Source organism: Kiloniella sp., from assembly GCF_965205715.1.
GTDB lineage: Bacteria > Pseudomonadota > Alphaproteobacteria > Kiloniellales > Kiloniellaceae > Kiloniella.
In genome coordinates, this window is record NZ_CBDBHW010000014.1 from 1321783 (window position 1) to 1336761 (window position 14979).

Consider the following 14979-nt stretch of genomic DNA (forward strand, 5'->3'; position numbering starts at 1 on the left):
CGCCATTAAGTCACCTGATTATCCCCACTCACGACAAAACATTACTAAGAACGTTTTTCTAGGAAAGTTTAAATCCCGTGCCCAATAAACCTAAAGAAAAATCTTCTACATATGAATTAGTAAAAATTTCAAAAGATGTTCTCATCTGCTGTGCAGAATATATTATGAATTATCAAGACGTTGTTGATGCCATGGTACGACAATATCATATGGATTGGGATAAATACACTCAAGAGCAATTCGACATAGACGTCGAGCTAATAAAAAATATTACAGATCAATATTTGTCCGAAAACAAAGTACCTCAAGAGCATTTATTAGCCTATTCAAAAGTATATTTATTGGTAGCAAACTACGCCGAAGGAAAGATTCCAAGCCTCCGTTCAGCTAGCGCAAAAAAATTACTAAAAAACAATGCCTTTGTTAAATTCGTTGATAACGGAGAGTAAAGTCGCGTAGTACATTCATAATTGAGAATGGCAACGTCTACATTGTTAATTATGAGGATTATCGCTGATGGAAAATGACGTTTACAAATCACCATCCTTCAGATGAAAACGTCAAACCTATAGCATTATAGGGGCACGAACTTAACTAATGAATATCAAGTTATTCGTTCAGGTTTCTCCAGATAATTCGGCATTCAAACCAAACATTAACCCTGAGATATAATCCCCGCCCCCTTATGTACTTGTACCAAAGATACAAAAAGAGGAAGGGCCTCTTATAGCCCCTCCTCCATTAGCGTAGCGTAGTGCTTCTTCGTTAGGCTCCTTCCAGATCGAGTGTGGTGGTGACACCAACGGCTTCACGTTTTCCATCGCGGTAGATTGCCTTGATTAGGGAGATCGACATCAAAGCCATTACCAGTGAAAAAGGCAGGGCGCCGATGACCATGGCGGACTGGATTGCCTTGAGGCCACCGACGAGCAACAAGGCCGCAACCACCGCGCCCAACGCTACGCCCCAGAAGATGATGTGCAATCGCGCTTTCGGGCCTTCATCGCCTCCGGCATTAATGGTGTTCACAATCAAAACGGCTGAATCTGCAGAAGTCACCAGATAGGTCATAAGCAAGATCACAATCACCACGGCCATGGCCCATCCAAGCACATCGCCCAGCATGATGCCGGTCATGGCAAAGATTTTATCACCATCGGTGGCATTGAAAATCTGCCCTTGGGCGATGCCTGAAAGCTCTAAGTCAATCGCGGTACCGCCAGCAAAGGAAAACCAGACGAAGCACATGATGGCCGGAACAATCAAAGCGCCTAGCACAAATTCGCGAATAGTGCGGCCCCTGGAAATGCGGGCCAGGAACAGGCCAACAAACGGGGCGAAAGCCACCCACCAGGCCCAATAGAAAACGGACCAGGCACCCTGCCATCCCTCTAACTTATCAGCAACGCCACCTGTGCCGTCGCCGGAATAGACGGTGAATAACATGGCGGGCAACGCCACCACATATTCGTACATGCCGACAAACAAGGCCTGCAGGCCAAAGAAGGTGGATCCGAAAAGCATAAGGAAGCCGAGCAGGAAAATGGACAGGGCCATATTCACGTTCGACAACCACTTGATGCCTTTGCCAACACCCGAAAGCGCAGAAAGTGTAGAGGCACCCATGATCACCACAATGGCGACGATGATACCAAGTGTAGAGGCGTTCCCCTCTGCATTAACCAACCAGGCACCAATTCCGATGCGGTTCATACCGGCGACAAATTGCTCAACCCCAAAGCCCAGGGTCTGAGCAACACCAAGGATTGTCGCAATGACGGCAACCGTATCAATTACACTGCCCAAAGGACCTGACAGGGCTTTACCAAACAACGGCGTCAGGGCAGAGCGAATGGTCAGTGGTAGACCACGTCGATAGGCAAAAAAAGCAAGCGCCAATCCAGCGATGGCATAAGAAGCCCAGGCGGTAAAACCCCAATGCAGATATGACCATTTATAGGCATTCAGAAAATTACCCTCGGTCGCGCCTTGGGCCAGGCCCTGAATGACATCGGGGTTATTCTTGAAATGATAAATTGGTTCGGCCACGGCCCAGGTCAACATGCCAACACCTATCCCGGCACCGAACATCATCGAGAACCAGGAAAAGTTTGAAAATTCCGGCTTATCATCTTGCCCTCCAAGCTTGAGACGACCCGCGTAGGGCCACAGGGCGAGGCCTAAGCAGACGATTACAAAGGAGGCCATCACATAAGTGTACCAGGCGCCAAAATTGGCTAGAATAAAGCTGTTGAGGGCACCAAGAACGGCACCAGCCTGGTCGGGAAAAGCCACCGCCCAAAGGACCAGAAGGCCCACGGCAATCTTGGAGGTAACGGTGACATCGACGCTGAAACCGGAATAAAATCCAGTATCAGCAGTTTTGATCGGTAGATCAGTTAAAGGAGGTTTCATTGGACTCTTGTCTTCCCCATTCGCAAGGTTTCAAAAATTTAGGTTTTTGAATTTTTCGGCTGATCCCCAGATATGATCACCAGTTTTACTAATGGGATTGGGTCCCGTAACTCGCTCAGGGGATCTTGGGGTTCTGTTGCCCCATTGGCCGGATGGTATTCATTACATCGACAGCTAAAGTTAAATTTACCTAGTGCTGGATAGATTTATCCTATAGCTGTGATACGCTAAGTGAATTAAATGGCTATGTGTAGAGGGAAGTTCTGACGCAGGGTATAGGAATAAACTATGACGACTTTGCACGGAACTCGGCCGACCTCTGTGCCTTCATGGTGGTCTGCCGCCACGGACAGCTTTCTTCAGCCGCACGTGAACTGAAGCTGTCCCAACCCAGCCTCTCGCAACGGATCAGAAATCTTGAACTCGCGCTGGGTCAGCAGCTGTTTGACCGCACTTCAAAAGGGGTCGAGTTAACCCGCGAGGGCTTAAGCCTGTTCAGAAGCATGGAAAAGCCGCTGGGAAAGGTGGCAAGCCGTTTCCAGGATTTCATGGAAAAGGACAGATCGGACAGGGTTCTGATCTCGGTCGATTACGCCTTTGCATCCTTTTGGCTGTTGCCCCGAATTCCCCGCATGCGTGAGGCGCTGGGCACCACCAATATATGCGTGCTGACCTCTCAAAACCCGGTTGAAAATGCCGGGAACGACACCGACATCACCCTGCACATGGCAGGATCTCATCAGGTCAGAGCAAGCGAAACACTGGTCCTGGCAGAGCAAGTATCCGCTGTCTGCAGCCCGACCTTCAAGCAGGAAAATTTCGCGATCGTCCGGCCCTGTGATCTCTTGGAGCAACCGTCTAAACTTATCCACCTAAACTCACCCTCGGCGGATACGCGGTGGTGTAATTGGGAGGAATGGCTGGAATCCCAAAACGTGACCATAGACCACCTGACCAAGGACACGGTGTTCAGCAACTACGAGATGATTGTGCGTGCCGCAATTGACGGTCAGGGCATTGCGTTGGGATGGCACGGATTGATCGAACCGCTCTTAAAAAGGCATGACCTAACTATGTTAATGCCCCATTTTGTCACCACGGGACGCGGCTATTACATCAACCTGCACCAGGCCAAATCATCCCGCATGGCATCAGATCTACACGAATGGATCATCACAGAAGCCCAGGCCTCACAATAGGCTTTGCCCCATATCACAAAACTTGGAAGCCATCGTATCGCTGCATTGGACTACGTCACCCTTCGGAATTGCCTGACATCAAATATCTCTCCCCAGCAGATCATCTTCATAGGGAAAGCGTGACAGCAGTTCGATCCCAGTTTCGGTGATCAGAACTTCGTCCTCCAGCTTGACGCCTTCAGCCCCACCTTTTTCACCGATGTAACTTTCAATGCTCAGCACCATGCCGGGCATGAGAACGCCGTCTCGCCCATAGGTGTCATAGTCCATGGAATGGGCGATAAAGGGTGTTTCTCCGTGCATGCCGACACCATGCATGACCGAAGTATATCGTTGATCGACAAAGGCCTCGGGGATCTGCCAGGCTTTTTCTGCGATTTCCCTGAATTCCATTCCCGGCTTGAGAATGTCCATGTTGTATTGAACCTGGTCATAGGCCATTCGGTAGAGGCCCTTTTGATAATCAGTCGGGCGGCCGGGACCGCAACGGAACGTCCGCGAGAAGTCCGAATAATAACCATAGCAACCGATGGTGTCGGTATCGAGCGCCACCAATTCACCCGGCCGCACCTTTCGACCACCGGCCTCATTGAACCAGGGGTTGGTACGTTGGCCAGAACTCAGTAAACGCGTTTCGATGAATTCACCGCCCTGCCGGATCACCTCGTGATACATAACGGCAAAAAGCTCGTTCTCACTCACGCCCGGTTTGATCGCTTCGCGCACAGCAGAAACTGCCGCTTCTGCTCCGGCCATACTGGCCTGAAGGCAGCGGATTTCTTGAGGTGTTTTGATTGCACGAACGTTCAGGATTTCACCCTGACAGTCCTTTACTTCACATCCATATTTTTGCAAAGCCAAGGCATGCAAGTGATTACAACGATCCAGCCCCACCTTCATCGATCCCTGTCCATAAGACTGCATCAACTCGGCAATTTCGGCCGCAAAGGGATCGGCGGTTTCGTCGTCGCGTCCGGAGACAGATGACCAAACCAATTTAGACGGACGCGCCTCGTCCACGGTTTCAAGACACATGGAGACATGATAGCTCTGTGGGTATTCAAACAGGACAATTGGCCCCTCTACCGGCACAAAGAAATATCGGGTCGAGTTCCGCAGGAAATAGCCGAACATATTGCGCGAACCAGTGGCGTATCGCTGGTTGTAGGGGTCCAAAAGCACCACACCGCCATACTCTTCCTCCCTCATCCATCCTCGGAGCTTTTCTAACCGCTCTCGACGTAGCACTCTGGTATCAATAAAGGACGGTTCGGTGTCGGAAAGAAACATGCCTCCGGAATCATCCTCACCCATCGGGTGACGCATCCGGTCACGGAAATCCACGTCCGACGTGCTGTCGGGATCAAAAACGACAATGCTCATTGTTATTTCCTTCTGTATTTGGCCTAATCTACTCGGCGCTTGGAGGAGTGGCCGTCAACTCTTTCCAGAGTACAGGATTTACATCGATTGTCCTGGTGACCGCGGCAGGACCGTCAGTACGAAATTTCTGTCCGGGCAGACGCACACCTGACGCCCTATATTTCAAGGCCAGCTCTTCCATAGAGCGGGCAATGGCCGCTCCGGCAAAATGGGTGGGATCAATTGCCAACAGGAACTGCCCCACATTCGGAAATCCGGCATCATGTCCGGAAAACGATGGAGCGGCTGTGCTCAGGCTTGCTCCCGTCAGGACCGCTGACAATACCTCGACGATCAACCCAATATTTGCGCCTTTCTGCCCGCCAAATGGCAACAGTGAGCCAGCCAACCCGACCGACGGATCATTGGTCGGCTGACCATGGTTGTCTTGTGCCCACCCTTCAGGGATTGGCTCCTCACAATCTTCGTGCATAAGAATTCGGGTCTTGGTCACGGTGCTGGCAGACTGGTCGATCACCAGGGCTGGACCTTCTTCGCCCGGAACAGCAAAAGCCATTGGATTGGTGCCAACGATCGCCTTGGTGCCGCCTGGAGGGGCCACGCTTGCAGGCGCATTGGAACAACAGAGTCCGATCAGACCAGCCTCGGCCAGAGGTAGAACGTGGTGCGCCAGAGACAATGCATTGTACGAACGGGTGATACCCGCTGCTGCGATGCCATTCTTGCGGGACGCCTCAATCAACATTTTGGTGGCCAAACCGATTGCAGGATGGGCAAAACCATTGGCAGCATCGACAAGAATGGAACTATCACTCTGCTTCAAGATCTGCGGTACCGCCTGCCCGTCAATTTTATTCTGCGCCAATTGCTGCTTGAACACGCTCAGATAGAATAGACCGCACGCGGTATTCCCCTCAGCTTCGGCCCGGACAATGGACCTCGTAACCAGTTGCGCAGCCGCTTTGGAACTACCTGCCGCCACCAGGTAACCGCAAGCAAGATCTTCAAGGACGGATATCTCAATATTGGGCATGACTTTTGTCCTCTTTTACGAGTGTCCTGTATTTTTTTACTGTGGACCTGTAGGAGGTTCTTCCGCTCAATCGGCTTGTTGGCATGCATATGCACGATGGCGCTCTGCCGCTTTGGCAATCACATCATGGTCCAACTCGAACCCCAGACCGGGGCGCCCCTCCAATGACAGTTTGCCCTTTTGAGGTTCGAGACTGGGTGAGGCCAGCACGTTGTCTTTGAGCAACTGCCACATGATCTGGTTTCCGTCATCAAGATTGGCAACGGCGCGCCCGATGTGGTGCTCCGCACATGTCGTTATCCCGCTGGTCATGCTGGAATGGATACAAAGGGTCAACCCGGCGCCTTCGCAGATCGCCGAAGCCTTCATCATACCGCGCAGGCCACCGATTTCGCGGGGTCCAACGGCGATCATGTCGGCAGCACCCGTGGCGCAAGCCTGATACACCTCCTGAATGGTGAACACACTTTGATCCGCACCAAGTGCTATAGGCGAACGCTCTTTCAGGTGTTTTAGCGGCAAGAGAGACAAGCTTGTCGTTGGTTGCTCTATATACTCGACTTTATAGGGTTCGATTGCCTGGATCATGCGAAGGGCATGTGCTGGGCTCCACCCTTCGTTGGCATCCAGACGCAATCTGTGCTCATCACCGATGGCTTTGCGGACGGCCTTGATGTTAGCCAGATCATATTCAGGTGAAATGCCGACTTTCAGATATATGATCGGGTGACCAGCATCCGCGCCCGCTCTAGCGTCCGCGGCGAGTTCTTCTGTGCTTTGTCCTTGCAGAAAGTAGAAATATCCAACTTCCTTGCGCTTTTCACCCCCCAACAACTCCCACACAGGACGATCCAAGAGCTTACCCTGAAGATCCAGTGCTGCCATCTCCAACCCGCAAAACAGTTGGTTGGCATAGCGTTGCATATTACCACCAAAAACAAGAAAGTTCTTCCGGTAGGCATCGTCCTGGGCGGCGGTACAATCAAATACAGAGCGGCCGAGGTATGAACGGGCCAATTTTTTCAGCACGATTTTTTGCGCATCTGCATCTGGTGCCGCGGTTGTTTCACCATATCCAACTGTGCCGTCTTCGGCTTCGATTTCGATCAGATTGACTGTGAACGCGTTTTCGGCCCCCTGCGACCAGACGTACGGGACCTTGGTCTCAAGACGTAGCGGTGTTATGCGGATGTCTTTGATGTTCATGGTAAAACCTTTGGATTTTTGAAATTCTTGGCTTATTTGCAGGTCAGGCACAGGACGAGGGGATTTTCTTATGGTCGCGAAGATAGGGCAGCCGTTCCTGCGCTTTCCTGACCAGTCTGGTATCGATGCAGGCTGATATGACCTCTTCATCGGCACCTGCGCGCGCCAGATCACCCCCGTAAGGATCCAGGATGCAGCTAAGACCAGGAAACTCAACGCCGTCTTCCAGGCCGGCGTGGTTTGCATAGATCAGGAAAACACCGTTTTCATAGGCCCGGGCCGGGGCAACAAAATTGGGCACCTGATCCCAAGAGCAAGCCGTACAGACAAGAACGACCTCGGCACCCAATGCGGTCACATTGCGCACTGTTTCCGGAAACTCGCACTCATAGCAGATCATCAGCGCCATTTTAATCGATTTGAACGTGAACATCGTCAGGCTGGAACCGTTCTCAAAATATTTGGGCTCTAAGCCGGGCGGCAAAACAACCTTACGGTGATTTGCCAGCACCAGGCCGTCACCGTCAAAACAGATTGCAGAGTTGTAAACGGCTTTTCCAAAACGCTCTGGATATCCGTACAAGATCGCAACCCCAAGCTCCTTTGCCAGTGATTTCACACGTTGCGCAAAATCGCCATCGGCAAGTTCCGCATACTGGTGCAAGTCGTCGCCGACGTGATATCCGGTCATAAAGAGCTCAGGACAAACCAGCAACTCAATGTCTTTGCTGGCGGCTATTCGCGCCTGCTTGTCCAGCCACGCAAACCTTTCGTCAGGTCCTTTTAGCCGCGCATTATGCTGCAACACTGCAATGGTAATTTTGTTACACGTGTTCATCGTTGATCCAGTATCCGTTCATTCACGAAGACACAGAATGACTGACATTCCTGCCGCTTCGACCCTGACTTCGCTAGTGGGCATGGAAGCCCCTCTTGCGTTTCGTTTCACCTTCTGGTTTAATCATGAAATCTTATTTAAAAGTAATCCAATAAAGAAAACTTATAGATAATAAGCTCCCGTTATGCGCCGACACGACCTCCCCCCAAAACTCGTCCAAAGCTTCTTGAGTGTGTTGCGAATGCAAAGCTATACAAAGGCGGCGCAAGCGTTGAACTTGACCCAACCGGCGATCACCCAACACATTGCACGGCTGGAGGAAATATTGGGCTTTCGCCTGATAGAGCGCAGCCGAGGTGTGGTTTTACCAACGCCAGAATCTCAAGCGTTACTGCCGGACCTTGAGCGGTTCGAACGCTCAACCGGACTGATTTTTGAAAAAGCACGGGCGATTTCACAAGGTGGACGCCAGACAATCCAGATCGCCACCCCAACCTCTTTGGTGACGTATCTTCTGGCACCGACAGTGGCGCAGATGCGCAAAGCAAAAACCGAGATATTTCCGATATTTAGAGAAGTTGACGACCATCGTGTCTATGACATGGTCCGCGCCGGAGAAGTCGAGTTTGCCCTCACTTCGATGACAGGCAACGACAATGGGCTGTCCTGTACATTCCTGCTGAGTGATCGTCCTTGTCTGGTGTATCCAGATGGGCATCCGATTGGTGGCGATGGACCAATCGATATTGAAGAGATCCTTACTTTTGAATTAATACGGCCGCCCACCAATACCTCGGCAAATCGGATGATCAGCATTTTTGAACGGATGTCCGGAAGAGAGTTTTCATTCTCTGCTGAAGCGTCACGCTTGATGACAATGGAAGTCATGGCGCGTGCCGGATTGGGTTTGTTGATTTTACCTGCACTCTCGGCGAAGCTGAGCTCTCACTCTGGCCTCAGCTTTCGCCCAATCAATACGCATAAGGGCTGGCGCAATTGCCAGCTGATCCGGCAGTTACACGCGAAACCCTCTCCTCTGGCAAAGCAGGTTATAGATGGTGTGAGGGCTAAGGTGAGAAAGCTGGAAGAGAACATTCCTGAATTGCTATCCCAAAAAATGCAGCACGACCATGAGGACGATGCCTGAACGTGGCACCAGATATATCTGCATCTGCAAAAACAAGTATGTACAATGGCATGATTAAAGTTAAATGACCCCCGGCAAAGCCGGGGGCTTAAGCGGGTGAGCCCCTTAAAGGGGCAAATTGGGAACCGCTAAAGCGGTTATGGATTGAATATATCCATTTGGTCAAAGTACTTATCACGCTCTTCTTGCGTTCTGATATACTCCCTCACCATCTGTTCATCGAGCCCTACAGTTGAGACGAAATATCCACGGGCCCAAAAATTTTCACCCTTGAAATTCCGTGCTTTATTTTTGAATTTTCGAGCTATGGCAATCGCGCTTTTTCCTTTTAGGTATCCAACGACTTTTGAAACAGCATGTTTGGGCGGTATGCTGATACACATGTGAATGTGATCCGGCATCAAATGGCCCTCCTCAATCTTACTTTCGCGATGCCCGGCCAGTTCATGGAAAATTTCACCAAGATACTGACGTAGGTTGCCATAGATAACTTTTTGCCTGCGTTTAGGGATGAAAACCACGTGGTATTTACAATCCCATCTCGTATGTGCAAGGCTTTTGTAATCTCTCATCGGCTAATTCCTTTGTTATTTTGGTCAATAAACAAAGAAATGTAAGACCGTGGGAACGGTCAAACCATTGAGAGTCCCCCGGCATAGCCGGGGGTTTACCGGATTAAATTATTAACGCTTGGGTGATACTTTGGGTAAACAGTGTCAGCAATAGTTAGAAATCAGCGAATGCAATCTTTGATTAGGGTTTTCATATTTGTATGCTGCCTGCTTATTAATCTTCCAGGCATCGCGGTGGCTGAAACCAGAATAGTCTTACCCGCAGATCGTAATGCGACAGATACCCGGAGTGACTATACTGTTCAACTTCTCCGAAAAGCTCTTGATGCTACGGTTAAAACCCATGGGCCTTATGACATACAATGGGCAAAGGCCGTACGTGTTCAAGAACGCGTTTTAAAGGAAATGGCCGCAGGAAAAGGCGAAATCAATCTAACATTTTCCGGGGCATCTACTCTGCGCGACGAAATGCTTCTGCCGATCAGAATACCCATCGCCAAAGGCATGTTGGGTTACAGGATATTTATTATCAGGGCAGACAAAAAGGACGTTTTTGAAAAGGCTCGCTCTATTGACGACCTGACAAAGTTGACGGCTTGCCAGGGGGTGGGATGGCCGGATAGCGATATCTTAAAAGAGGGAGGACTTAGGGTTCACGAAGCAACAACCTATGAAGGCTTATTTAAAATGGTCAGCTCGGGTCGTTGTGATTTCTTTCCCCGCGCCGTTCACGAGCCCTATTTGGAACTTCTTGCTCGCAAAGATAAATTTCCAGACCTTGTTATAGAGAACACCTGGTTAATACACTATCCCTTCGCAACTTATTTTTATCTAAAAAAACAAGACACTGAGCTGGCGGAACGATTAACGATCGGGCTCAATATCTTGCTCGATAACGGTATGTTTGAAAAACACATGAAAGAGCATCCGGCGACCAAAAGTGTTTTAGATATGCTCAAAGGCATGAAAAAACGGAAGCTACTGGAACTGGAAAATCCCTTTCTGCATCCAGATACACCGCTGGATGACGAGAGACTTTGGTGGAAAATTGATGACTGAAAAAATTTTGAGAGTCGCATCGTATCGTTCCGTTAAGGCATTGCATACACTCTCCGACTTGTAAGACTATGAATTTATAATATCCATTTTGAGGCATTTGAGTTTCCTGCGATCTCCCTCAAACACAGGCAACCACAAACAAAACTGAACACTTGCTCATTAGAGACATCGATGTCGCTTTTTAAACAGTGCAAAAAGCGTACGGTGTCCGAGATTGCAGGATATTGATTATAAATGGGCTTTGTCGTCTGTTTGATGTTTACAAATAGCCCCTGCACCCTATTTACTGGTATCAAAGATACAAAATGAACGGATAGGGCCCCAGTACTAACAGAGTACATTCGTACTGAGTACATTTGTGTTGGTGGCTTAAAATTCGTGATCAGGAAGAAATTTTCGTTGAGATGAAACAAGTGGATCTACTACATGCGTTATGAATCCCCCCGAACAATAGAAGCAGCATCCGCTTTGCTTGCTAGTGAAGCGGGTCTCGCCCGTGTCCTCGCTGGCGGTACTGATCTATTGGTGCAACTGCGCGCAGGAATGGTTGAGCCTGACCTCATTGTCGATGTCAAAAACATCCCGGCCATGACTTCAATAACAGAAGAGAACGGCGGCTATCGGATCGGTGCTGCGGTTTCCTCTGCCGAAATGAACGAGCACGAAGGCCTCTGCGCCCTGTGGCCCGGCGTTATGGAAGGCGCTGATCTTATCGGCTCTACCCAGGTGCAAGGACGCGCCACCATGGTGGGCAACCTGTGTAACTGTGGCCCTGCTGCAGACAGTGTCCCGGGTATGGTTGCGGCCAATGCGATTGCCACAATCGTTGGGCTAGCTGGCCGTCGTGAAGTGCCTGTGATCGACATTCCGGTCGCCCCGGGTAAATCCACCCTGACCAAAGGCGAGATCGTTGAAAGCGTTTTCCTTCCGGCCCGTCCAAAACGTGCTGGCGATGCTTATCTGCGTTTTATCCCGCGTACTGAAATGGACATCGCCGTGGTTGGCGTTGGCGTCAGTATCGAACTGGATGATAACGGTGTTTGCACCCACGCCCGTGTGGGTCTTGGCGCTGTCGCGATCAAGGTTCTACTGGTCGAAGACGCGGCACAAGCGCTGATCGGCTCCAAGCTGGACGAAGCGGCACTGGACAAGATGGCTGCGGCCACTTCCGCCGCCTGTAAGCCGATTAACGATAAACGTGGCACCATCGAATTCCGCACTAAAGTAGCTGGCGTTCTCGCGGTGCGCGCAGCCAAGATTGCCCAAGAAAGAGCCAACGTGAGAGCCAATACAAGAGCCTCAAACGGGGGGGAGAAATAACTATGTCCGGTATTCATGTTTCCACTAAAATCAATGGCGACGCCGTTGAATTCGTCTGTGATGTAGAAGAAACCCTTCTCGACGTCCTGCGCGACAAACTCGGTATGACCGGGTCCAAAGAAGGCTGTGCATCCGGTGACTGCGGTGCGTGTTCTGTCACCGTTGATGGTCGCCTGACCTGTTCATGCCTGATGCTGGGTGCCGAGGCCGAAGGCCACGACATCGGCACCATCGAAGGCGTTGCCAAGGGCACACAACTCCACCCGGTGCAGCAGAAGATCCTCGATAACGCTGCCCTGCAGTGTGGCGTCTGCACACCCGGCTTTGTTGTTGCAGCCAAGGCACTATTGGAAAAGAACCCCGATCCGACCGAAACCGAAGTTCGTTTCTGGTTGGCTGGAAATCTCTGTCGTTGCACAGGGTATGACAAAATCATTCGCGCGGTTATGGACGCCGCCGCTGAAATGAGAGGGCAATAATCATGGCACGTAATCCAGACGCTGATAGCACTCCCGCACCAAAAGCCGTTAAAACACCGACTTCCGAGTTTGATGCGGATAAAGCGAAGACCTTCAAAGTTGTTGGCTCTCGCCCGCCACGTCCCGATGGTATGGACAAAGTAACAGGCCGCGCCCGTTTTGGGGCGGATATGGTCATGCCGGGCCAATTGGTCGGCCTGATCCTGCGCAGCCCACACCCGCACGCGGTCATCGTCAGCATTGATACATCCGAAGCCGAAGCGCTTTCCGGTGTGAAATCTGTCATCACCCGCGACGACTTTGCCGCGAATGCTGATCACCACGACGTGCTCTGCAATATCATGGCCCGTGAAAAAGCACTTTACGAAGGTCACGCGGTTGCCGCGGTTGCCGCCACCAGTAAAGCGGTTGCACGCAAAGCCTTAAAGCTGATCAAGGTCGATTATCAAATCCTGCCACACGTCACCGACGTGGATCTGGCCATGGCGCCCGATGCACCTTTGCTTCATGCGGATATGATCACTTCTGGTGTCACACCCGCACCAACCAAACCATCCAACATTGCCGGGCGCAGTGAATTTGGCCACGGCGATGTCGAGGCTGGTTTTGCCCAGGCTGACGTTATTATCGAACGCGATTTCAAAACCGCAGCGACCCACCAGGGTTACATCGAACCCCACGCCTGTGTTGCCAATGTCGGTGCAGATGGCATGAGTGAGCTGTGGTGCTGTACCCAGGGCCACTTCCACGTTCGTCAGGTCTGTGCCTCTTTGCTCGGCATTGATGTCTCCCGCTTGCGTGTGACCGCTTCTGAAATCGGTGGTGGTTTCGGCGGTAAGACCACCGTCTTCATCGAACCCGTTGCGCTCGCGCTTTCTCGCAAAGCTGGCCGCCCGGTGAAAATCGCCATGACACGGGATGAAGTGTTCAAGGCTTCCGGCCCGACTGCAAGTTCCAGCATGAACGTGAAAATCGGCGTTACCAAAGACGGCCGCATTACTGCGGGCGAAGGTGAATTCCGCTATCAGGGCGGTGCCTTTGCGGGTGCGCCTGCTGATTTTGGTGCCATGTCGGCCTTTGCCTGTTACGCGCTCGACAACGTAAAAACAGTTGCTTATGACGTCGTCACCAACCGTCCAAAGGGTGCCGCTTATCGCGCCCCCGGTGCGCCGATGTCGGTTTACGCCGTTGAGTCTGTAATCGCAGAACTCGCTGGTGAAATTGGCATGGATCCGATTGAACTGCGTTTGAAAAATGCCGCCACGGAAGGCAGCAGGTCTTCTTACGGTCCAAAATTTGGCTCCTGTGGTCTGGTGGAAACCCTCGAAGCAGCAAGAGATCACCCGCATTATTCAGCGCCGCTTGGCCCCAACCAGGGTCGTGGTGTTGCCAGTGGTTTCTGGTTCAACTTCGGTGGCGAAACCTGCTCTACCCTCAACATTAATGCTGACGGTACCGTCGCCATTGCCGTGGGAACACCTGATATCGGGGGCTCACGTGCTGCTATGTGCATCATGGCTGCGGAAGAGCTCGGCATTCCTTACGACAAAGTCCGCACCATTGTCGCCGACACTTCGTCACTTGGCTATAACGACACTACCGAGGGCAGCCGTGTAACCTTCTCCAGCGGAATGGCCGTGATCAAGGCGTCACAAAAAGCCATCACCGAAATGTGCAGCCGCGCTGCCATGATCTGGGATATCCCGGCTGAAGCCGTGACCTGGGAAGATGGCCATGCCAAACCTTCCGGGGCCAATGCAGGTGATTTCGAGCCGATGTCTCTGGCTGAAATTGCAGCAACGGCGGCGAAAACCGGTGGACCGATTGCCGGACACCACGAATACAACGCCGATGGCGCGGGTGTGAGTTTTGGTACCCATATCGTTGATACCGAAGTTGATCCCGAAACTGGTCGCGTGGATATCCTGCGCTATACCGTTGTGCAGGATGCCGGTAAGGCAATCCACCCGGATTACGTCGAAGGCCAGTTCCAGGGCGGTGCGGTTCAAGGCATTGGCTGGGCACTGAACGAGGAATACATCTACGGCGAAGACGGGCGGTTGCAAAATGCGGGCTTCCTCGATTACCGTATGCCTGTGGCCTCAGACCTTCCGATGATCGATACCGTTATTGTCGAAGTCCCAAACCCGGGCCACCCCTATGGTGTGCGTGGGGTTGGCGAAACCGGGATCGTGCCGCCATTGGCTGCAATTGCCAACGCTGTATCGGCTGCATCAGGTGTGCGTCTCACAGAACTTCCGATGTCACCCCCACGCGTTCTCAAGGCAATTGATGACGCCAAAGTGGCTGCTGAATAAGTAACGACTG

Annotated in this window: 13 protein-coding genes; 7 read left to right on the top strand and 6 right to left on the bottom strand. The window is 51.5% G+C overall.

What is annotated here, in order from left to right; genetic code table 11:
- The first annotated feature begins 77 nt into the window (after positions 1-77).
- Complete coding sequence (locus ACOGW3_RS23330; RefSeq protein ID WP_419905135.1) at positions 78-449, top strand: hypothetical protein; 372 nt, start codon at positions 78-80, stop codon at positions 447-449.
- 316 nt (positions 450-765) lie between these two features.
- Here ACOGW3_RS23330 and ACOGW3_RS23335 read toward each other — a convergent pair whose 3' ends face one another.
- Positions 766-2415, bottom strand: coding sequence for a BCCT family transporter (locus ACOGW3_RS23335; RefSeq protein WP_419905136.1), 1650 nt, complete (start codon positions 2413-2415; stop codon positions 766-768).
- Positions 2416-2696: 281 nt separating this feature from the next.
- Between ACOGW3_RS23335 and ACOGW3_RS23340 the strand changes: the two genes are divergently transcribed.
- Positions 2697-3614: a LysR family transcriptional regulator gene (locus ACOGW3_RS23340; protein WP_419905979.1), complete on the top strand. Its 918-nt coding sequence runs from the start codon at positions 2697-2699 to the stop codon at positions 3612-3614.
- A 78-nt stretch (positions 3615-3692) separates the two neighbouring features.
- Here the strand turns inward: ACOGW3_RS23340 and ACOGW3_RS23345 are convergent, their stop codons facing one another.
- From ACOGW3_RS23345 to ACOGW3_RS23360, 4 genes are all read right to left on the bottom strand, one after another.
- The gene (locus ACOGW3_RS23345; RefSeq protein WP_419905137.1) at positions 3693-4997 is read right to left on the bottom strand and encodes a M24 family metallopeptidase; all 1305 of its coding nucleotides are present in this window, start codon (positions 4995-4997) and stop codon (positions 3693-3695) included.
- A gap of 28 nt (positions 4998-5025) precedes the next feature.
- On the bottom strand, positions 5026-6030 hold the full coding sequence (locus tag ACOGW3_RS23350) for an Ldh family oxidoreductase (protein ID WP_419905138.1): 1005 nt from the start codon (positions 6028-6030) through the stop codon (positions 5026-5028).
- Positions 6031-6096: 66 nt separating this feature from the next.
- The gene (locus tag ACOGW3_RS23355) at positions 6097-7287 is read right to left on the bottom strand and encodes a mandelate racemase/muconate lactonizing enzyme family protein (protein ID WP_419905139.1); all 1191 of its coding nucleotides are present in this window, start codon (positions 7285-7287) and stop codon (positions 6097-6099) included.
- Entirely contained in the window at positions 7280-8074 is a 795-nt protein-coding gene (locus ACOGW3_RS23360) for a carbon-nitrogen hydrolase family protein (protein WP_419905140.1), read from the bottom strand. The genes ACOGW3_RS23355 and ACOGW3_RS23360 overlap by 8 nt, the downstream gene beginning before the upstream one ends.
- Positions 8075-8258: 184 nt before the next feature.
- Between ACOGW3_RS23360 and ACOGW3_RS23365 the strand changes: the two genes are divergently transcribed.
- Positions 8259-9221 (top strand): LysR family transcriptional regulator, encoded by a 963-nt coding sequence (locus ACOGW3_RS23365; RefSeq protein WP_419905141.1) that lies wholly within the window; start codon positions 8259-8261, stop codon positions 9219-9221.
- Positions 9222-9358: 137 nt separating this feature from the next.
- Here ACOGW3_RS23365 and tnpA read toward each other — a convergent pair whose 3' ends face one another.
- The gene (tnpA, locus tag ACOGW3_RS23370; protein ID WP_419901154.1) at positions 9359-9793 is read right to left on the bottom strand and encodes an IS200/IS605 family transposase; all 435 of its coding nucleotides are present in this window, start codon (positions 9791-9793) and stop codon (positions 9359-9361) included.
- Between the two features lie 168 nt (positions 9794-9961).
- Between tnpA and ACOGW3_RS23375 the strand changes: the two genes are divergently transcribed.
- The 4 genes from ACOGW3_RS23375 (at position 9962) to ACOGW3_RS23390 (ending at position 14969) form a co-directional block, all read left to right on the top strand.
- The gene (locus tag ACOGW3_RS23375) at positions 9962-10852 is read left to right on the top strand and encodes a hypothetical protein (protein WP_419905142.1); all 891 of its coding nucleotides are present in this window, start codon (positions 9962-9964) and stop codon (positions 10850-10852) included.
- Between the two features lie 426 nt (positions 10853-11278).
- Positions 11279-12172 carry an FAD binding domain-containing protein gene (locus ACOGW3_RS23380; RefSeq protein ID WP_419905143.1) on the top strand — a complete coding sequence of 298 codons (894 nt, stop codon included), beginning with the start codon at positions 11279-11281 and terminating at the stop codon, positions 12170-12172.
- Positions 12173-12174: 2 nt separating this feature from the next.
- Complete coding sequence (locus ACOGW3_RS23385; RefSeq protein ID WP_419905144.1) at positions 12175-12651, top strand: (2Fe-2S)-binding protein; 477 nt, start codon at positions 12175-12177, stop codon at positions 12649-12651.
- 2 nt (positions 12652-12653) lie between these two features.
- The gene (locus ACOGW3_RS23390; RefSeq protein ID WP_419905145.1) at positions 12654-14969 is read left to right on the top strand and encodes a xanthine dehydrogenase family protein molybdopterin-binding subunit; all 2316 of its coding nucleotides are present in this window, start codon (positions 12654-12656) and stop codon (positions 14967-14969) included.
- The last annotated feature ends 10 nt before the right edge of the window (positions 14970-14979 follow it).